We start from the raw sequence: 19,178 nt of genomic DNA, 5'->3' as shown, positions 1-19,178 counted from the left end.
GTCTCGTTCTTGACCTTGCCGTCCTCGCGGTAGCTGCGGCGTAGCAGGTGGGTGCGATAGACCTGGTCCTTGTACTTGCGGGTCGTAGTGACGACGTGAGCGGTTCCGGTGCGGGCTGCCATGAATGCCAATATATACAACAAGAGCCACAATGTCAACTATTTAGTGACTACATATTGACACCAAAAAAATCCTCCGAAGAGGAGGATTCGTGAACCACGACAACCACTTGCCGCTTCTCGAGTGACTACGAAGTACAAGGAACTTCAGGCTAGAGAGCCTGGCTCTTCGCGGGAGTGTCAGGCACCGTCGAGTTCGCGATGCCGCTTGAGCGCGGCCCAGCGTGCGCCGAAGCCTCGCGCGAGTTGCTCCACCAGGAAGACCGAGCGATGCTGCCCGCCGGTGCAACCGATCGCGACCGTGACATAGCTGCGATGATCGCGCGCCAGCGCGTCGAGCCAGCGCTCGAGAAACTGCTCGATGTCACCGTACATGCGGGCAACATCTTCATGCCCGCGCAGCCATTCGATCACCGGTGTATCCCGCCCGGTCAGCGGGCGAAGCGTGGGCACATAGTGCGGGTTGGGCAGCATGCGAACATCGAACACGTAGTCGGCATCGAGTGGCACGCCGCGCTTGAAGGCGAAGGACTCGAACACGAGCGTGAGGGTGCTTTCCGGCGCTGAAATCAGTGCCTTGATGTAGCTCTGCAGCTGAGCCGGACGGATGATGCTGGTATCGATCACGTCCGCGCCGTCGCGCAAGTCCGCCAACAGCTCTCGCTCGAGCTCGATAGCCTGCATCAACACGCGCTGCTGCTCGGGCGCATCGGTACGGCCTTCCTGCCGGGAGAGAGGATGCCGCCGCCGCGTCTCGGAGTAGCGGCGCACCAATGCATCGCTGGTCGAATCGAGGAACAAGGAGCGCAACAGGACGCCCTCGCGCCGGAGTCCTTCAAGCTGCTGCGGCACGAGCGGCAGGGACACACCGCTTCGCACGTCCATGGCTATCGCGACGCGGGCCGCTTGCTGCTGGCGCTGCAGGGCGACAAACGGTGCCAGCAACTCGGGCGGCAAGTTGTCGACGCAGTAGTAACCCGCATCCTCGAGCGCATGCAGGGCGACCGATTTGCCCGATCCGGACATGCCAGTGATCAGCACTAGCTCAAGACTCATGACGATGTCTCCGGCGCTTTCTTGCCCAGCATTTCGCGCGCATGCGCGAGCGAGGTCTGCGAAACGTGCTCACCGCCCAGCATGCGGGCGATTTCGCGCGTGCGGCTGTCATCGTCGAGCACCGACACGCCGCTCTCGGTTCGGAGGCCGTCCTCGCCCTTGACTGTGATCTGTCGCTTCGCGACCACCAGATGATGGTCTGCACAGGCCGCAACCTGCGGCAGATGGGTGACCGCGAGCACTTGCCGATCGCGGCCGAGCTGTCTCATGAGCTGTCCCACGGTCTCGGCCACTGCGCCCCCCACGCCTGCGTCGACTTCGTCGAAGATCAGCGTCTGCGCGGCGCCGAGTTCGCTGGTTGTCACCGCGATGGCCAGCGCGATACGGGAGAGTTCGCCGCCCGAGGCTACCTTGCCGATGGGTCGCGGCGTGCTGCCGGGATGGCCGCTCACGAGGAAGGCGATGTCTTCGAGGCCGGCCCGACTCGGCTCGGCCAGCATTTGCAATGCGACCTCGAAACGGCCGCCTTGCATGCCGAGGCCTTGCATCGCTTGCGTGACGGCTTGCCCCAACCGAGGAGCGGCCTGCTTGCGCGCCTTGGCCACCACCTTGGCTTCCTTCATATAGGCCAGCTGTGCTGTCTGCTCCGCGCGCTCCAGCGCCTCTAGGTCGCCTTGTGCGTCGAGTGCCTGCAGTTCGTCCTGCCAGCCGGCAAGCAAGGCCGGCAGCTCGGCGGGTGGCCGTCGGTGACGGCGCGCGAGCGACATCCAGAGGCCCATCCGCTCGTCCAATTCCGCGAGCCGCTCGGGGTCGGTGTCGGCCTGCCGGAGGTAACCGTGCAGCGAATGCGCAGCATCGGCGGCCTGTGCCACGCTGGATGCCAGGACTTCGGCCAGTACCTTGAATTCGGGCTCGATGTGCTCACAGCTCTGAAGCAGCGTCACGGCGCGGCCTAGCGCGACGAGCGCGCCGCTGTCGTCGTCCTCCAGTGCGGTGGAAGCACCTTCCGCCGCGTCGATGAGTGCCTGTGCATTGGAGATGCGGGTGTGGCTGGCGGAGAGTTCATCCCACTCATCCGCGCCGGGGGCCAGTTTCATCACTTCTGCAACCTGCCACTGGAGGCGTTCGCGTTCGCGCTGCAGCGAGTCCTGGGCCGAACGCGCGTTTTCCAGCGCCGACATCGCCTGCCGCCAGCCTTGCCAGGCGCTCTCGAGTGCCAGCGTGCGGATGCCTGCATACGCGTCGAGCAGACCGCGAACAGCCTCGGGCCGGGTCAGGCTTTGCCAGGCGTGCTGACCATGAATATCCAGCAAGCGATCACCGAGATCGCGCAACTGGGTAGCGGTTGCGGGGCTCCCATTGATCCAGCCCCTGCTGCGACCCTGGAGGTCGACCGTGCGGCGCAGCAACAGAGCGTCGCCCGCGTCGAAGCCGCCTTCGTCCAGCCACGCAGCCAAGTCAGGATCGGCGTCGAACTCTGCGCTGACGTCCAGACGCTCGGCGCCTTCGCGCACGGCGCCGGCATCGGCGCGGTTGCCAAGCGCAAGTTGGAGCGCGTCGATCAGTATGGATTTGCCCGCCCCAGTCTCACCGGTGAGGACGGTGAATCCCGTGGAGAAATCGAGTTCGAGTGCGCGCACGATCACGAAATCGCGCAGCGCTATGCGTCGCAGTGCCACGTCAGGAACCTCCTTCGTTCCAATGCAGTTTCTTGCGCAGAGTGTCGAAATAGCTCCAGCCCTTTGGGTGCAGGAATCGCACCCGAAAGTCCGAGCGGCGAACCACGACCCGGTCGCCGATCGCGAGGGAGGCGAGCGATTGCATGTCGAAATTGGCGCTCGCATCTCGACCGCCCACGAGTTCGATCGAGACTTCTTCCGCGTCCGGGAGCAGGATCGGACGATTGGAGAGCGTGTGCGGCGCGATTGGAGCCAGCACCCACCCCGGAACCGCTGGGTGCAGGAGCGGCCCGCCGGCAGAAAGCGCGTAGGCGGTCGAGCCGGTAGGGGTGGCAATGATCAAGCCGTCGGCGCGCTGGTTGGCCACGAAATGGCGGCCGACCGACACGCGCAATTCGACCATGCCGGAAGTGGCCCCACGGTTCACGACCACGTCGTTCATGGCGAGGGCATCGAAGACCGACACCCCATCCCGCATGACCTGCGCGCTCATCAGGCTGCGGTGGTCCTCCTCGTACTCGCCGGCCATCATCGGGATCAGCGTTGCCTGGTACTGGTCGAGGGAAATGTCTGTGATGAAGCCGAGCCGGCCGCGGTTGATGCCAATCAGCGGAACACCATAGGGAGCGAGCCGGCGCCCGATGCCGAGCATGGTCCCGTCGCCGCCGACCACCAGACCCAGATCGCATTGCTGGCCGATTTCTTCGACCGTGAGGGCCTTGAAGCGACTCGCCTCGACCTCCTCGATGTGCGATCGCTCTACGGACACCTCGCAACCCTGGGCTTCGAGAAAGGTGCCGATGCCTTCCATCACGTTGTCCAGGGCGCCAGCCTGCGCTTGAGCGCCGGAAGCCTGGTATTTGCCGATGAGGGCGACGTGCCGAAAGCAGGAGGTCATCTACAAATTACAACATTAAAATCTGTCAATGCTGGACGATCGTGCCAAGTTGCTGCTCAGGGCTCTGGTTGAGCGCTACATTGCCGATGGACAGCCGGTGGGCTCCCGCACGCTTTCGAAAGCGTCGGGGCTGGAACTTTCACCGGCGACCATCCGCAACGTCATGTCCGATCTCGAGGCGCTGGGGTTGATCGCCAGTCCCCACACGTCGGCCGGCCGCATTCCCACCACGCGCGGCTATCGGCTCTTCGTCGACACCATGCTCACGGCGCAGCGCGAGCAATTTCCCGCCGCTAGCCTTGCGCCGGACCAGCCGCAGAAGGTGATTGCGAATGCGGCCAACTTGTTGTCGAACCTCTCGCAGTTTGTCGGCGTGGTCATGGCGCCGCGCCGCGCATCGGTGTTTCGGCAGATCGAATTCCTGCGGCTCTCCGATCGCCGGCTTCTCGTGATCATCGTGGCGCCCGACGGCGACGTGCAGAACCGCGTGATCTTTCCGGAGGCGGACTATTCGCAGTCGCAACTCGTCGAGGCATCCAACTACATCAATACGCACTACGCCGGCTTGTCAATAGAGCAGGTGCGGGATCGCCTTCAGTCTGAAGTCGAGCAATTGCGTGGAGAGATTGCCGCTCTGATGCAGGCCGCGGTCAAGGTGAGCTCCGAGGTGATGACAGAAGCCCAGGACGAGGTGGTGATCGCTGGAGAGCGCAACCTTCTCGCGGTTTCCGATTTCTCTGGCGACATGGGGCACCTGCGACGGGCATTCGAGTTGTTCGAGCAGAAGGCGCAGCTGATGCGACTGCTGGATGTGTCGAGCCAGGCGGAGGGCGTTCGCATCTTCATCGGCGGCGAGAGCCAAGTGGTGCCTTTCGATGACCTCTCCATCGTGAGCGCGAACTACGAGGTCGACGGGCAGGTCGTCGGAACGCTGGGCGTCATCGGTCCCACGCGCATGCCCTACGACCGCATGATCCAGATCGTCGACATCACGTCGAAGCTGGTCAGCAACGCGCTGAGCCATCGCAAGTAGCGAGACCAGGGCTCCCCCGCCACTAGAATCCCTGATGCGTGGGCCGTTAGCTCAGTTGGTTAGAGCAGCGGACTCATAATCCGTTGGTCGATGGTTCAAGCCCATCACGGCCTACCACCGCATTCATTGTCGGCAGATCGTTAGGGTCCCGAATGGATGCTATAATCGCAAGCTGTGCGGCTGTAGCTCAGTTGGATAGAGTACTTGGCTACGAACCAAGGGGTCGTGGGTTCAATTCCTGCCAGCCGCACCACTCTCTTAGAGGGTCAGAACGTTAGCGTCCTGACCCTCTTTCTTTTTTGGGAGTCCGGTCGTATCCAGTCCGTTCACCGCCTGACACGTGAGCCTGCCGGCGCCAAGCGGGACCGCTGTGCGCCGACATTCGGTTCACCGCCTGCCCGACGGATGAATGGCAGTCACGGGCGAGCCCCGCGATTTGCGCCTGTGCTGCAGACAGTGGGCGAACTCGCGACGTAGTGCCCGGCGGTCTTCGGCCTGTTCAGGATCGCGCCTGCCGCGACGCCAGAGTCGGATACCTTATGAATCCGTCACCGCGCCACAAACTTTGCGATCAGAGCCGCGGCAATCATCACAATGGCAGCGATCAAGAGGTTTCGGCGCCAGCCAGCGCGATGCTGGTTGAGTTGTTCCAACCGGTGGCGCGACGTCAGGGCATCGAGCCGGGAGGGGATCGTATCGGGCTCTTCCTCGGAAAAGCGATTATGGTTATCCAAGCGTCGTTCTGCCATGGCTGCAAATGTTGGGAGGAAGATTAAATAGAAGGGGGTGCCAGGCGACGCCAGGCGACCCTCAAAGTCACAGGGCGGCAAGAGAGTTCAAGGCCCACGCGAAGGCCAGAAACAGGCCAACGATCAGCCCTGCATTTCTCCATGCGAACGAGTGCGCCGTGGCGCGGGCGGTGCTCGGCCACTGACGAAGTGGGCGCAAGTTGAAGTGCTCGGCGTCTGCTGCGGCTGGGGCAAGATCAGCATGGCTATGATTTTTCATGTAACTATTTTAGTTACATGAATACATAAGTTCTCACACATTCATGTGATGCCAGCACGCCTTTTCGTGACTTATTGCCGATCGATAGGAGCGCAGCATTTGATGGCAGTTCATTTGGGACTTATTGCGATGAGCAAGGCATTCACCAAGGAAGACGACTCGGACGACGACGATGACGGCGTCGGAGCCTCGCCTGTGCTCCCGTCCGGGGGCAAGAACTACATGACGCCCCAGGGCTACGCTCGACTGCGTTCGGAGTTGCTCGAATTGATGGACGTCGAGCGACCCAAGGTGGTCGAGGCAGTCCACTGGGCGGCCAAGAATGGCGATCGGTCAGAGAACGGCGACTACATCTACGGCAAGAGGCGGCTGCGCGAGATTGATCGTCGGATTCGCTTTCTCACCAAACGCCTGGAGATCGCGGAAGTGACCGACCCCTCCGTGCACCACGGCAGCGATCAGGTCTTCTTCGGCGCTACCGTGCGCTATGAGGACGAGAGCGGCAATGCGCGAACCGTGACTATCATGGGCATCGACGAGGCCGACAGCGCGAAGTCGCAGGTCAGCTGGATCTCGCCGATTGCGCGGGCGCTGCTGAAGTCCCGCGAGGGCGATCTGGTCAAGCTGGCGACGCCGGGTGGCATTCACGAAATCGAAGTGCTGGCGGTCAGCTACCCGTCGTCACCCCTGCCTTCGCCCGACTCGCGCTGAGTCCGATCCGATCAGGGCGCGGGCACCGTTCGCGCAGCCGCGAGCACGGACGGGGTGCGCCGTGCGGCCCTGAGCACCGAATCCAGGTGCGCGCGATCGCGCACCGCCACCACGAAACGCAGGTCCGTCGAGTCCTGGGGCGTCTCGTCGGCCATCTCCACATGCGTGATGTCGGCCTCCGCGTCCGACAGTGTCGACGCGACGCGCGCCAGGACGCCTTTGTCGTTGCGCACGGTGATGACCACGCCTGTCTCGAAGGTGCGGACCGGGTCATCGGCCCATTCCACCGCGAAGAAACGCTCGCTGTCCTTGTGGCGCAGGCGTTGCCCGACGCCACACGCTTCGGTATGCACCACCAGCCCTTCGCCATGCCCGAGGTAGCCCATGATCGGGTCGTCGGGAATAGGGCGGCAGCAGAGCGCGAATCGCACCGAGGAATTCTCGCTTCCGTCCAGCGTGACCGCGCCCTGCGAGACCGCCTCGTGCGCGGTGAAGCGCTCCCGGCTCAGCATCAGCGCGTCTGGCTTCTCGCCCCGTTCCGCCAGCAATGCCATGAGCCGCTTCGCCACAATACTGGCGATCCGCTTGCCGAGCCCAATGTCGGTGAGGAGCTCCGAGCGGCTGCGATTGCCGGTGAATCGCAGCAGCTTTTCCCACATGGACTGGTGTTCCGCATCGTCGTCCGGCAGCGTGCCCAGGCCCTCCGCGCGCAATGCCTGCGCGAGCAGCTTTTCACCCAGACCTTCGGATTCGGCATGGGCCAGGGTCTTGAGATAGTGGCGAATCTTCGAGCGTGCACGACCGGTTCTGACGAAACCGAGCCAGGCCGGATTCGGGGTCGAAACCGGGGCGGTGATGACCTCGACCACATCACCGTTCTTGAGCTCGGTGCGCAGGGGGACCTGGTCGCCGTTGATGCGGGCCGCCGATGTGTGGTCGCCGATGTTGCTGTGAATGGCGTATGCGAAGTCCACGACAGTCGCACCGCGCGGCAGCGCCATGATCTGACTCTTGGGCGTGAATACGTAGACCGCGTCGGGGAACAGATCGACTTTGACGTGATCCCAGAATTCGGCGGCATCCCGCGTTTCGTCCTGGATATCGAGCAACGACTGGAGCCACTTGGCGCCGAGGCGCTCGCTCGTCGCAGCGCTGGGCTCCGCGGCCTTATAGAGCCAATGGGCGGCGACGCCGGATTCGGCCACGACGTGCATGGCTTCGGTGCGCAATTGAAACTCAACGTTGACGCCGGCGGGCCCCACCAGCGTGGTGTGCAGAGACTGGTAGCCGTTGAGCTTCGCGATCGCGATGTGGTCCTTGAACTTGCCGGGCAGCGGCTTGTACATCTGATGAAGGATTCCGAGACCCGTGTAGCAGGCGATCACCGATGGCACGATCAGACGAAAACCGTAGATGTCGGTCACCTGGGCGAAGCTGAGGTGTTTCTCGTCCATCTTGCGGTAGATGGAGTAGAGCGTCTTCTCGCGACCCGCGATTCGCACGCTCATGCCGGCTGCCGCGAAAGCGGCCTCCAATTCCTGCTGGACCTTCTGGATCAGGTCGCGACGGCGCCCGCGCGCCTTGGCCACTGCCTTCGAAAGGATCGCATATCGCCACGGCCGGAGGTGGCGGAACGAGAGGTCCTGAAGTTCCCTGTAGGTCTGGTTGAGCCCCAGCCGGTGCGCGATGGGCGCGTAGATATCGAGGGTTTCGCTCGAGATCCGTGCCCATTTTTCGCGCGGTGCATCGGCGAGCGTGCGCATGTTGTGCGTCCGGTCCGCCAGCTTGACGAGAATGACCCGCACGTCGCGCGCCATGGCCAGCAGCATCTTGCGAAACGATTCCGCCTGATTCTCTTCGCGGGTATTGAAGCGAAGCTTGTCCAGCTTCGTGAGGCCATCGACAAGCTCCGCGACCGGCGCTCCGAAGCGCTCGATGAGCTCGGACTTCGTCACCCCGCAATCCTCGATGGCATCATGCAGCAGGGCCGCCATCAAGGCCTGCGCATCGAGCTTCCATTCCGCGCATTGCGCGGCGACCGCGATCGGATGCGTGATGTAGGGCTCGCCGCTGTTGCGCAGCTGTCCCAGGTGCGCCTCGTCGGCAAAACGGTATGCGCGACGCACCAGCTCGATGTCGTCCGCGCTCAAATAGTCGAGCCGAGCCGTCAGCGCGGCAAAACTGGCGGCCGCCGCGTTCAACGCCGCCGGCGTGGGCCGGGGCGTGCCTTGGGGGGCATCTGAAGGAGACTTGACAACCGCGCTCATGCTTGCCACTTTAGCGTGACAGCCGTAGGGACGCGCTCCGCGTCAGGAACAGCCACAAAAAGCCACAAAAAAAGCACCGCGCGCGGTGCTTCCTTGTTGCTCAGTGACATCAGATCAGCCGGGTACCTTCTTCAGCATCTCCAGGCCGATCTTGCCTTCGGCGATCTCGCGCAAGGCCGTGACACCCGGCTTGTTCTTGCTTTCGATCTTGGGGGCGTGGCCCTGGCTCAGCATGCGCGCACGGTAGGTCGCGGCCAGCACGAGCTGAAAGCGGTTGGGAATGTGTACAAGGCAATCTTCGACGGTAATGCGGGCCATGAGGATCTTTCGCTTTGTGGGCAGGATGAGCGGGTCAGGGGATGTTCAGCGCGGCGAAGGTGTCGGCGCGCGCGCGGCGCTGTGCGGAATACCGAAGCCGCTGGGCGTGGACAATCGCTTTCAGGTCGAAAAGTGCGCGCTCAAATAACTCGTTGATTATAACGAAATCGAACTCACTGGCGCGTGCCATCTCTTCGGCGGCATTCTGAAGTCTCAGTTCGATGACGGCCGCACTGTCCTCCCCGCGCCGCTCGAGCCGGGAGCGCAGTTCCTCCCAACTCGGCGGCAGGATGAAGATCATGACCGCATTGGCAAATGTCTTGCGGATCTGGATCGCCCCCTGGAAGTCGATCTCGAGGATCACATCGGCGCCCTGCGCGATGCGCTCTTCGATGGCCTTCTTCGAGGTGCCGTAGCGCTGGCCATGAACATGCGCCCACTCCACGAAGGCGTCGGATTCGACCATTGCGTCGAATTCCGAATGCGACGTGAAGAAATATTCGCGCCCATGTTTTTCCTGGCCGCGGGGGGGGCGGGTGGTGTGCGAAACCGAGGGTTGCACCGCGGAGTCGAGCTCCATCAGGGCTTTGACCAGACTTGATTTGCCGGCACCGCTGGGCGCCGCAACCACGAAGATGTTGCCGGGGTAGTCCATGCGTTCTCAGCTTATTCGATGTTCTGCACCTGCTCGCGCATTTGCTCGATCAGCACCTTCATGTCGACCCCGATGCGCGTGAGCTCGAGCGTTGCCGATTTCGAGCCCAGCGTATTGGCTTCGCGATGCAGTTCCTGGATCAGGAAGTCCAGGCGCTTGCCGATCTCCCCGCCTTTCTTGATCAGGCGTTCGATCTCGTCGAGATGCGAATTGAGGCGCGTCAGCTCCTCGGCGACGTCGATGCGGATCGCGAAAGCCGTGGCTTCGCTCAGCGCGCGATCCTGGGCCGCTTCGGGCGGCGTGCCGCCGCCCAGGCCCATGGCCTCGGTCCAGCGTTCAAGAAAGCGCGTTCGCTGCTGCTCGACCAACTGGGGCACCAGCGGCAGAGCCTGGGTTGCGAGCTTGCGCAACTGCCCGAGGTGGTCCAGGAGCATCTTGGCGAGGCGCGCGCCTTCGCGCTCGCGAGCTGAGAGGAGCGCCTTGAGCGTCTTTTCAGTCACTTCGCTCAGCTCCGCACCCCAGTCGCCGCGCATCGTGGAATCGCCGGCCGCAAGCCGGAGCACGTCCGCCACGCTGAGATCCCTCGCGGCAGGCAACCAGGCCTTGATGCTGTCCTGCACGCCATTGAGCCGCTGCAGCAATCGGGTGGACGGCTCGCTGATGCCCGCGGTGGCGGAGCTCTCGAGCGAGGCGCGCAATTCGACCTTGCCGCGCTTGAGTCGGCCGGTGAGCAACTCACGCAAGGCCGTTTCGTGCTGGCGCAGTTCCTCGGGCAATTTGAAGGTGAGGTCAAGAAACCGGCTGTTGACCGAGCGGATTTCGACCCCAAGCCGGCCTGCGGAAGGGGGCCGCGCATCGCCTTCGGAGTGGGTGCCTGTGGGGCCGTTCTGGCCGCTGGCATACCCGGTCATGCTGTAAACTGGCATTGCGCCTCGCTGAGAAGTTTGTTTGCGTGCACCGAGACGACGGCACAGCGTTCGCTTGCCGCACCATTGCCTTCGGGCGAAACTCCCGGATTATGTCAAAGGTCAAACCCTCGCCCCTTCTGCCCGACACGGTGATAGGTGGATATCGCGTCGTGCGCCGGCTTTCCGCCGGTGGCTTCGGTGTTGTCTACCTTGCGGTCGACCACAGTGGCCAGCAGGTCGCCATCAAGGAATATCTTCCGTCCTCGCTGGCTACGCGGGGTACCGGCGAGCTTGCGCCCCAGGTCTCGCCGGAGAAGCTTTCCCTCTATCGGTTGGGGTTGAAGAGCTTCTTCGAGGAAGGGCGCTCGCTGGCGCAGATATCCCATGCCTCGGTGGTCAGCGTCCTCAACTTCTTCCGCGAAAACGAGACCGTCTACATGGTGATGAACTACCTGGAGGGCGCGACCCTGCAGGATTTCGTCGTGACTGCGCGCGACCTGAAGAAGCAGAAGGTCTTCCGCGAGTCCACCATCCGGTCGCTGTTCGACGAGATCCTGCGCGGCCTGCGCATCGTGCACCAGCACAAGATGCTGCACCTGGACATCAAGCCCGCCAACATCTTCGTGACCGACGACGATCGCGCCGTGATGATCGATTTCGGCGCCGCGCGCGAGGTGTTGTCCAAGGAGGGCAACTTCATTCGCCCGATGTACACGCCCGGCTTCGCCGCGCCCGAGATGTACCGCCGGGATTCCTCCATGGGCCCCTGGACCGACATCTACGCCATCGGCGCCTGCATCTATGCCTGCATGCAGGGCTATCCCCCCAACGACGCGCCACAACGCATCGAGAAGGACCGGCTCGGACTGTCGCTCTCGCGCCTTCGCGGCATCTACTCCGACAACCTGATCGAGGTGGTCGAATGGTGCATGTCCCTTGACCCTCTTTCTCGTCCGCAGTCGGTGTTCGCGCTGCAGAAGGAGTTGAGCCGCGAGGGCGAACGTCGCTACACCAAGCTCACGGTCGGCGAGAAGGTCCGGCTTTCGATCGACAACATGCGTTCGTTCGAGAAGAAGGGGCTGCCCAAGGCGGCCGCACCCACGACGCGTCCCGCATGAAATTCTCTGTCTTCCAAGTCAGCCGAAAGGGCGGTCGCCTCAAGAACGAAGACCGCATGGGCTATTGCTACACCCGCGAGTCCGGCTTGTTCGTGCTCGCGGACGGCATGGGCGGTCATCCCGAAGGCGAAGTGGCAGCCCAACTGGCCTTGCAGTCCATTGCGGCGCTCTATCAGCGCGAGGCGCGGCCAATCGTCAAGGACGTGAAGGCCTTCCTGACCGCATCCGTGATGGCCGCGCACCAGCAGATCATGCGGTACGCAGGCAACAAGGGCATGCTCGATACGCCGCGGACGACCGTGGTCGCGGCCGTGCTGCAGGGCACGACGGCCACTTGGATTCACTGCGGCGATTCGCGGCTCTACGTGGTGCGCGATGGCGCACTGCTCACCCGCACGCGCGACCACTCCCATGCGGAACGGCCGCGCGCCAACGCCGGCGCCGAAGCCGTCAACCGCAATCTCCTGCTCACCTGCCTGGGCTCGCCGACGACACCGTTGTTCGACGTCTCCGCGCCCCTTCAGTTGCAGCGCGGGGACCGCATCATGCTGTGTTCGGACGGCCTGTGGGGTGTGCTGGACGACGCCGTGATTGTCCATACCCTCTCCTCGGGCAAGCCGGTATCCGACGCGGCGCCCGATCTCGCGGAAATGGCCCTGCGCAACGGCGGCTCCCACAGCGACAACGTCACCCTGATCGCCCTCGAGTGGGAGACCCCCGACGCAACGGGCGAGGGGCGCGGTGTTTCCACCGACAGCATCAGCGATGGCGTTTTCGCCTCGACCATCCAGGCTGGAATGCCATCCGATAGCGAACTCGACGATCTTGACGAGGACGCCATCGAGCGCTCCATCGCCGAGATCAACGAGGCGATACGACGCTCCGCCGCGCGCAAGGCGTAGGCCGCCAGTCCCCCCATTTCCCCTTCTCTGCCCTTTTTTGCCATGACAGCCTTTGTAAGAAGCGGCGGCCGCGCCGTCGACCAGTTGCGCCCCGTGCGCATCACCCGCGGATTCACCATCCACGCCGAGGGCTCGGTGCTGATCGAGTTCGGGCAGACCCGCGTGCTGTGCACGGCGTCGGTCGAGGAAAAGGTCCCGCCGCATAAGCGCGGCAGCGGCGAGGGATGGGTCACGGCCGAGTACGGCATGCTCCCGCGCGCCACCCACACGCGCAGCGACCGGGAGGCGGCACGCGGCAAGCAAAGCGGCCGCACCCAGGAAATCCAGCGCCTCATCGGCCGTTCGATGCGCGCCGTGTTCGACCTTGCCGCGCTGGGCGAACGCACCATCCATCTCGACTGCGACGTGCTTCAGGCAGATGGCGGCACCCGCACCGCCGCGATCACCGGCGCCTTCGTCGCGGCGCAGGACGCTGTCAGCAAGCTGCTGGCGGAGGGCAAGATCCCCGTGTCGCCCATTCGCAGCCATGTGGCCGCGATCTCCGTGGGCATCGTCCAGGGCACGCCCTTGCTCGACCTCGAATACATCGAGGATTCCGCCTGCGACACGGACATGAATGTCGTGATGACGGGCGCCGGCCATTTTGTCGAAGTGCAGGGCACCGCCGAGGGCGCGGCCTTCTCGCGCGAGGAAATGAACCTCCTGCTCGCGCTGGCCGAGAAGGGAATTACCGAATTGACCGCGCTGCAGACAAAGGCACTCTCGGCTTGATCGCCAACGCGCCCAGATTCCGCCGATGAAACTCGTCCTGGCCTCCAACAACGCAGGCAAGCTCGCCGAACTGCAGGCCTTGTTCGCGTCGCTCGGCGTTGCGCTGCTGCGCCAATCCGAACTCGGGGTCGGCGAGGCCGAGGAGCCTCACCGCACCTTTGTCGAGAACGCGCTGGCCAAGGCCCGCCATGCCTCGGCGGCCACGGGCCTGCCCGCCATCGCAGACGATGCTGGCCTGTGCGTCGAGGCCTTCGGCGGCCTGCCGGGGGTCGACACCGCGTTCTACGCCACCCAATTCGGCTACGAGAAGGGGGATTCGAACAACGTGCGTGCGCTGCTCGAGCAGATGGCGTCCGTCGACGACCGCCGCGCCGCGCTTGTCAGCACCCTGGTGGCGCTGCGCAGCGCGGACGATCCCGAGCCCCTGATCGCCGTCGGCCGCGCCGCAGGCGAGATCACGCGCGAACCACTGGGGGACAACGGATTCGGCTTCGACCCCGTGATGTTCCTGCCGCAGTTCGGCAAGACCTTCGCGCAGTTGCCCACCGAAGTGAAGAATGCCAACAGCCATCGCGGCCAGGCGGCGCGCCAGATGCTGGCCTTGATGCGCGAGCGCTGGTTGTGAGCCTTGTCATCCCGATCCTGAAGGACGCCGGCGAGAATGCCGGCGGCGCCGCCAACGCCAACGACGTCTTGCACCTCATGCGGCCGGGCCCGCTGCAGCTCGCGGCGCTGCCGCCCTTGTCGCTCTACGTTCACCTGCCGTGGTGCCTGCGCAAGTGCCCCTATTGCGACTTCAATTCGCACGAGTGGCGCGACAGCGCGGATGCGCTGCCCGAGCAGCGCTACCTCGATGCGCTGGTTGCCGACCTCGACGCGGCGCTGCCCTTGATCTGGGGCCGCACGGTCCACACCATCTTCATCGGCGGCGGCACACCCAGCCTGTTCTCGCCGGCGTCCATCGACCGGCTGATCGGCGACCTCCGTGCCCGCCTCAGGCTGGCACCCGACTGCGAGATCACGCTGGAGGCCAATCCGGGCACCTTCGAGCGCAACCGCTTCCGCGCTTACCGCGCCGCGGGCGTCACGCGGCTTTCGGTGGGCGTGCAGAGCTTCAACGACGACCACCTCCAGGCGCTCGGCCGAGTCCACGACCGCGCGCAGGCCATCGCCGCCGTCGAGGAGGCCGCGCTCGCCTTCGACACCTTCAATCTCGACCTCATGTATGCGCTGCCGGGCCAGACGCCGGAGGGCCTGGACGCGGACCTCGATCAGGCCCTGTCGCTCGCACCGCCGCATCTGTCGGTCTACCACCTTACGATCGAGCCCAACACCTACTTCGCCAAGTTTCCACCCGCGATACCGGAGGACGACGCGGCTTACGACATGCTGGACCGCATCACCGAGCGCACCGCCACGCATGGCCTCGGGCGCTACGAGATCTCGGCTTACGCTCGCCCCGGCCATGGCTGCGCGCACAATCTGAACTATTGGCAGTTCGGCGATTACCTTGGCATCGGCGCCGGCGCCCACAGCAAGCTGAGCTTTGCGCACCGGGTGGTGCGGCAGGTGCGATTCCGGGAGCCGCGCCTGTACATGGACAATGCGATCGCCGCCAATGCGGTCTCACAAAGCGATGAGGTCGCCATCGCTGCCTTGCCATTCGAGTTCATGCTCAATGCCTTGCGATTGAAGGACGGCTTCCAGCTGTCGCAATTCAGCGAACGCACCGGCCTGGCCGTGACCGCGATTCAACGCGGGCTCGAAGAAGCCGAGGGCAAGGGCTTGATCGCGCGCGATCTTGCCCGCGTGTGGCCGACCACGCGCGGCTTTGATTTTCTGAACGACCTCCAGGCCATTTTTCTGCCGGACGCCTGAGCGAGCTGGTCATGGACGAACCCCATACTCCCCCTGCCTCGGACGGCCCCGAAATGCCCGAGACCAAGCGCAGGTCGCGGGGGCGGCCGAGCCCGCAGCAAGCAGTGGCGTTGCGCGAGTCCTTTCTCGCGGTCGCACTCGAATCGTTCCTCGACAAGGGCTACGCCGCTACCAGCATCGAGGCCATCGCACGCGAAGCGGGCGTCGCCAAGATCACAATCTACCGGCAGTTCGACAACAAGGAGGCGCTGTTCCGCGAAGTGGTGCACCGCGCGGTTGGCAATGCCCGCGACACCATGCAGGCCACGCTGGTGGAGCGTGGTGTCGACGAAAGGCAGACACTCACCGACCTGGTCGAGCGCATGTACCTGGGGGCGACCGAGCCCAAGACGCTCGCGCTGTTGCGCCTGGTGATCGCCGAGGCGGTGCGCTTTCCCGAACTCGCGAAGTCGCTCTATGCCGAGAACAGTTACGTGCTCGCGCCCGTGGTCGAGTATCTGGCGGAAGCGCATCGCACCGGGAAGCTGCATGTTCCTTCGCCCGAACTGGCGGCGGTCCAGCTTTCGACGCTCGCATTCGGCGGCGTTCGCTTCTTCATTTCGAAGCCCCTCGCGGGTCCGGAGGAGCGCAGGGTGTGGGCCGAGGGCATCGTCGAACTGGTGATGCGCGGCTGGGCGCCCGCATCCGACTAAAATCCCGGACCTGTCGGCGCGCAACGCGAAGGCGGAAGACTCGGAGAGTTGGGTGAGTGGTTTAAACCAGCAGTCTTGAAAACTGCCGACGGGCAACCGTCCGTGAGTTCGAATCTCACACTCTCCGCCACAAAAGACATTCAGCGCCTCCGCGTCAGGGGTGTAAGCTGCCGTCGTGAACTACCTCAAGCAATTTGCTCTCGTCGCTTTCGCTTGCCTGGCTGTCTTCGCGCCTGAGCTCGCCTCTGCGGACACACTCGCCAAGTCCAGGTCCTGCCACTGGGACCGGCAAACGGGCCGCATGATCTGCCAACGGGGCCGCCCACCGAGTTCCGGCGAGGCGCCGCCGCCCGTATCGAAGCCGAAGCAGGGCGGAACACCCGTCCCCGGTTCGCCTTCTTAGGCAGCCGGCTGCACGCGCGCGAGATCGGGGGCGGAGACACCATCCGCCGTGAAGCCTGCCCCTGGCGCTTCGCAGCCTCCCGGACGCCCCTCGCCCACCGCCTTCTCCACAATGCAATGGATGCCGCGCAGCGCGGTCGCCGCATTGTTGTGCCGCCTCGGCTTGCACCCCGTTGTCGGCGCGCGCATCATCGCTCCTGCTTGTCGCGGACCAACAAGAACAGGGGGTGTGCCGTGTCCTCACTTGCACGCTGGGTGACCGCAGGGCGCCCACGCCTGATGTCATGCGCCGTCGCCGTACTGGCGCTCGCCGGCTGCGGCGGGGGCGGCAATAGCGGGGGATCCGTTTCCCAGGGCGTCGAGCTGCCGCCTTCCGTCGTCGCCGGGGTGCGAAGCGGGTTTTCGCCTTTCATCGCATTCATAGACCTGCACTTGCCCGATGGCGAGGATCTGGCCTCTGTGCACTACCGCGTCGAATCCAAGCCGGGCAGCATCTCGCGCCCGGTCGATGTCAACTATGCGATGGCCTACCTGGTGCGGCGCGGCTATGCCGCCGCCGGGGGCGACTCGGTCACGGTTCCGGTCTTCGGCCTGTATGCCGACTACGCCAACGAGGTCGACATCGACCTGCAGCTTCCGGACGGTCTGCAGCAGGAACTGCGCGTCGAGATCGACACGCCCGCCTACGCCGATCCGAACGGCATCTATGACCGGCCGAACATCCTGAAGGCGCGCGCGGCGGGCGACTCTCTTGCCTTCGACTACTTCTACATGAAGTCCGCCCTGGGCAGTCCGGTCGTCGTCGACACCGACGGCCAGATACGCTGGGTCGCACCCGGGAAGATCGCATCGACCTCGTCGCTGTTCCATGACAACAGCTTCATCATCGGCGACAACACGCCGCCTCGGCTTGAGCGCCTTGAACTCGACGGTACCTCGAAGGAGACGTTCCTGGGTGCCAGCGACCTCACCGACTTCCACCACAACATCGATCCCGGCAAGGTCGGCCTGCTCGCGGAGATGGATGCCACCCGTGGCGGCGTGCCGGCCATCGAGAGCACGCTGGTCGAAATCGACCCGGACACCGCGACAATACTGACGCGTTGGGACCTCGGCGACATCCTGTCGCGCTTCATGCAAAGCCAGGGCGATGACCCCACGTCCTTCGTGCGACCGGGTGTGGACTGGTTCCACATGAACGCCGCGGCCTACGACCCGAGCGATGACACGCTCATCGTCTCCAGCCGCGAGAACTTCGTGGTCAAGATCGATTACGCCAGCGGCAGCCTGGCATGGATCCTGGGCGATCCGACGAAGTACTGGCACAGCTTTCCTTCGCTTGCGGCCAGGAGCCTGAATCTGGCGGACGGCGGGCTGTATCCGGTCGGCCAGCACGCGGTCTCGATCACCCACGATGGATTGCTTCAACTCTTCAACGACGGCCTGGGGTCGGTCAATCAGCCCGCGGGAGCGCCCTCCGGCGAGACTCGCAGCTACAGCGCCGTGTCGGCCTATGCGATCGATCCCGCGAGCCGGACCGCGGTGGAGTCCCGGCGCTTCGACTACGGCCAGAGCATTTTTTCGAGTGTCTGTTCCAGCGCTTACGAGGCTCCCGTTGGCACGTCCGTGCTGGTCAGCTACGCGGTCGCCGACAATGGGACGCACGCCCGCCTTGTGGGGTTGGATGCCGGCCAGAACGTGAGCTTCGATTTCGAATATGCGACATCGGGATGCAACACAAGCTGGAACGCCCAGCCGATTCCATTCGAATCGATGCGTTTCAACGGATAGTGGCGTCGCGACAGTCGCCGACATCGAGGGACCGCCCGGAACGGGCGGGTGCCGAAGCAACCTCTACCAGCGTCGGTCAACTGTCGGAGCGAAGCTTGACGCCCGGCGCTTAAGCCAAACTTAAAACGCCGGCCTGTCATCCCTGCGGGGTTGCCGACCGTTCAACATATGTGGCGATCCGTCGTCGCATCCGAATTCCATCGAACCTCGCAGGAACACCATGAAGATCAAGCACCTCATTCTCTCGACCGTCGTCGCCTTCGCCGGCCTGGCCACTCTGGCGCCCACCATCGCCTCGGCCGCTCCGCGGCATCGCGCGCACAAGGTCTGTCATTTCGACCACCATCACCACCGCATCTGCCACTGGGTGCGCTGATCCAGGAAGCCCGCTGCAAGCGGGCTTTTTCATGGCTGAGCCTGGCCGGCTCGCATCGAAGCGCTGAACACCCGCTGGATGACCCTCATGGCCTCTTGAACCTCCGGGTCGCCAAGGGCCGCGGCGCGTTTGCTGCGCAAGGCATAGCTTCGACAGATGCGTGACAGCAGGTCGTCCGGCGTCAAGGGTGGCATGGGTGCGTCTGTGGTTCCGAGCGATTGCCCCAGGACAGCCATCGCGGCACGCTCGGCGCTCAGTTCGGCGCGTCGAACCAGTTCCCGTGTTTCGTCCGCCAACTGCGGCGGAACCCGTGCGATGCCATGCTTGATGCGCCGGCGCATCGCACGCAAGGGCTCGATCACCTCCGAGCGCCAGGGCCCAATCAGAGCATCCGCGGCCGCCAGGCTCGGGTCGTCCAGCACCCGTCGATGGCGGCACGCCGCATGCATCGCATGGAAGAGCACGGTCACGTCGACCCCGAGCCGATCCTGCAGCAGCACGCAAGCCGTCGCCACGCCCGGTTGGGCGTAGATCTCCAGCGCGAAGTTCCAGAGAGCTTCGCGCGCCGTGCCTTCAGAAGTGTCGTCCATGTCTTC

The 19,178-nt window shown here is 64.2% G+C and carries 19 protein-coding genes and 3 tRNA genes; 13 read left to right on the top strand and 9 right to left on the bottom strand.

Annotation, left to right across the window (positions count from 1 at the left end):
- Positions 1-299: 299 nt before the first annotated feature.
- The 3 genes from rapZ to AC1DNF_RS24710 are packed head-to-tail and all read right to left on the bottom strand — an operon-like array spanning position 300 to position 3,752.
- A complete protein-coding gene (gene rapZ / locus AC1DNF_RS24720; protein ID WP_478151283.1) occupies positions 300-1,175 on the bottom strand; it encodes an RNase adapter RapZ in 876 nt (291 codons plus the stop codon).
- On the bottom strand, positions 1,172-2,854 hold the full coding sequence (gene recN, locus AC1DNF_RS24715) for a DNA repair protein RecN (protein ID WP_478151282.1): 1,683 nt from the start codon (positions 2,852-2,854) through the stop codon (positions 1,172-1,174). Before recN ends, rapZ begins: the two co-directional genes overlap by 4 nt.
- Position 2,855: 1 nt before the next feature.
- Positions 2,856-3,752: an NAD kinase gene (locus AC1DNF_RS24710; RefSeq protein WP_478151281.1), complete on the bottom strand. Its 897-nt coding sequence runs from the start codon at positions 3,750-3,752 to the stop codon at positions 2,856-2,858.
- 28 nt (positions 3,753-3,780) lie between these two features.
- On the opposite strand from AC1DNF_RS24710, the gene hrcA reads away from it, so the two are divergent.
- The 3 genes from hrcA (at position 3,781) to AC1DNF_RS24695 (ending at position 5,038) form a co-directional block, all read left to right on the top strand.
- Positions 3,781-4,785, top strand: coding sequence for a heat-inducible transcriptional repressor HrcA (gene hrcA / locus AC1DNF_RS24705; protein WP_478151280.1), 1,005 nt, complete (start codon positions 3,781-3,783; stop codon positions 4,783-4,785).
- Between the two features lie 40 nt (positions 4,786-4,825).
- A tRNA-Ile gene (locus tag AC1DNF_RS24700) sits at positions 4,826-4,902 on the top strand.
- Positions 4,903-4,961: 59 nt separating this feature from the next.
- Positions 4,962-5,038: transfer RNA gene (locus AC1DNF_RS24695), tRNA-Arg, on the top strand.
- Between the two features lie 295 nt (positions 5,039-5,333).
- Here AC1DNF_RS24695 and AC1DNF_RS24690 read toward each other — a convergent pair.
- A complete protein-coding gene (locus AC1DNF_RS24690; RefSeq protein WP_478151279.1) occupies positions 5,334-5,534 on the bottom strand; it encodes a hypothetical protein in 201 nt (66 codons plus the stop codon).
- A 388-nt stretch (positions 5,535-5,922) separates the two neighbouring features.
- Between AC1DNF_RS24690 and greB the strand changes: the two genes are divergently transcribed.
- Positions 5,923-6,504 (top strand): transcription elongation factor GreB, encoded by a 582-nt coding sequence (gene greB, locus AC1DNF_RS24685; RefSeq protein WP_478151288.1) that lies wholly within the window; start codon positions 5,923-5,925, stop codon positions 6,502-6,504.
- Positions 6,505-6,515: 11 nt separating this feature from the next.
- Here the strand turns inward: greB and AC1DNF_RS24680 are convergent, their stop codons facing one another.
- The 4 genes from AC1DNF_RS24680 to AC1DNF_RS24665 all read right to left on the bottom strand — a co-directional run bounded on the left by AC1DNF_RS24680 (position 6,516) and on the right by AC1DNF_RS24665 (position 10,670).
- Positions 6,516-8,771 carry a RelA/SpoT family protein gene (locus tag AC1DNF_RS24680; protein ID WP_478151278.1) on the bottom strand — a complete coding sequence of 752 codons (2,256 nt, stop codon included), beginning with the start codon at positions 8,769-8,771 and terminating at the stop codon, positions 6,516-6,518.
- 114 nt (positions 8,772-8,885) lie between these two features.
- Positions 8,886-9,089 (bottom strand): DNA-directed RNA polymerase subunit omega, encoded by a 204-nt coding sequence (gene rpoZ, locus AC1DNF_RS24675; protein ID WP_478151277.1) that lies wholly within the window; start codon positions 9,087-9,089, stop codon positions 8,886-8,888.
- Between the two features lie 34 nt (positions 9,090-9,123).
- The gene (gene gmk, locus AC1DNF_RS24670) at positions 9,124-9,744 is read right to left on the bottom strand and encodes a guanylate kinase (RefSeq protein ID WP_478151276.1); all 621 of its coding nucleotides are present in this window, start codon (positions 9,742-9,744) and stop codon (positions 9,124-9,126) included.
- A gap of 11 nt (positions 9,745-9,755) precedes the next feature.
- Positions 9,756-10,670 carry a YicC/YloC family endoribonuclease gene (locus AC1DNF_RS24665; RefSeq protein WP_478151275.1) on the bottom strand — a complete coding sequence of 305 codons (915 nt, stop codon included), beginning with the start codon at positions 10,668-10,670 and terminating at the stop codon, positions 9,756-9,758.
- A 92-nt stretch (positions 10,671-10,762) separates the two neighbouring features.
- Between AC1DNF_RS24665 and AC1DNF_RS24660 the strand changes: the two genes are divergently transcribed.
- The 9 genes from AC1DNF_RS24660 to AC1DNF_RS24620 all read left to right on the top strand — a co-directional run bounded on the left by AC1DNF_RS24660 (position 10,763) and on the right by AC1DNF_RS24620 (position 18,582).
- Positions 10,763-11,770: a serine/threonine protein kinase gene (locus AC1DNF_RS24660; RefSeq protein ID WP_478151274.1), complete on the top strand. Its 1,008-nt coding sequence runs from the start codon at positions 10,763-10,765 to the stop codon at positions 11,768-11,770.
- A complete protein-coding gene (locus AC1DNF_RS24655; protein WP_478151273.1) occupies positions 11,767-12,672 on the top strand; it encodes a PP2C family protein-serine/threonine phosphatase in 906 nt (301 codons plus the stop codon). The genes AC1DNF_RS24660 and AC1DNF_RS24655 overlap by 4 nt, the downstream gene beginning before the upstream one ends.
- A 42-nt stretch (positions 12,673-12,714) precedes the next feature.
- The gene (gene rph, locus AC1DNF_RS24650) at positions 12,715-13,443 is read left to right on the top strand and encodes a ribonuclease PH (protein WP_478151272.1); all 729 of its coding nucleotides are present in this window, start codon (positions 12,715-12,717) and stop codon (positions 13,441-13,443) included.
- 25 nt (positions 13,444-13,468) lie between these two features.
- Positions 13,469-14,068: an RdgB/HAM1 family non-canonical purine NTP pyrophosphatase gene (rdgB, locus tag AC1DNF_RS24645; protein ID WP_478151271.1), complete on the top strand. Its 600-nt coding sequence runs from the start codon at positions 13,469-13,471 to the stop codon at positions 14,066-14,068.
- 77 nt (positions 14,069-14,145) lie between these two features.
- Positions 14,146-15,321, top strand: a complete 1,176-nt coding sequence (hemW, locus tag AC1DNF_RS24640) for a radical SAM family heme chaperone HemW (RefSeq protein ID WP_478151287.1) — start codon at positions 14,146-14,148, stop codon at positions 15,319-15,321.
- Positions 15,322-15,332: 11 nt separating this feature from the next.
- A complete protein-coding gene (locus AC1DNF_RS24635; RefSeq protein WP_478151270.1) occupies positions 15,333-16,013 on the top strand; it encodes a TetR/AcrR family transcriptional regulator in 681 nt (226 codons plus the stop codon).
- Positions 16,014-16,055: 42 nt separating this feature from the next.
- Positions 16,056-16,143, top strand: a tRNA-Ser gene (locus AC1DNF_RS24630).
- A gap of 551 nt (positions 16,144-16,694) precedes the next feature.
- The gene (locus AC1DNF_RS24625; RefSeq protein WP_478151269.1) at positions 16,695-18,206 is read left to right on the top strand and encodes an aryl-sulfate sulfotransferase; all 1,512 of its coding nucleotides are present in this window, start codon (positions 16,695-16,697) and stop codon (positions 18,204-18,206) included.
- 226 nt (positions 18,207-18,432) lie between these two features.
- Entirely contained in the window at positions 18,433-18,582 is a 150-nt protein-coding gene (locus AC1DNF_RS24620; RefSeq protein ID WP_478151286.1) for an HHHH-motif protein, read from the top strand.
- A 29-nt stretch (positions 18,583-18,611) separates the two neighbouring features.
- Here AC1DNF_RS24620 and AC1DNF_RS24615 read toward each other — a convergent pair whose 3' ends face one another.
- Complete coding sequence (locus AC1DNF_RS24615; RefSeq protein ID WP_478151268.1) at positions 18,612-19,172, bottom strand: TIGR02444 family protein; 561 nt, start codon at positions 19,170-19,172, stop codon at positions 18,612-18,614.
- Between the last annotated feature and the right edge of the window lie 6 nt (positions 19,173-19,178).

This window comes from Variovorax sp. 01T432, from assembly GCF_056398605.1.
The sequence above is the reverse complement of the archived record's forward strand: the minus strand, read 5'-3'. Positions and strand labels throughout refer to the sequence as shown.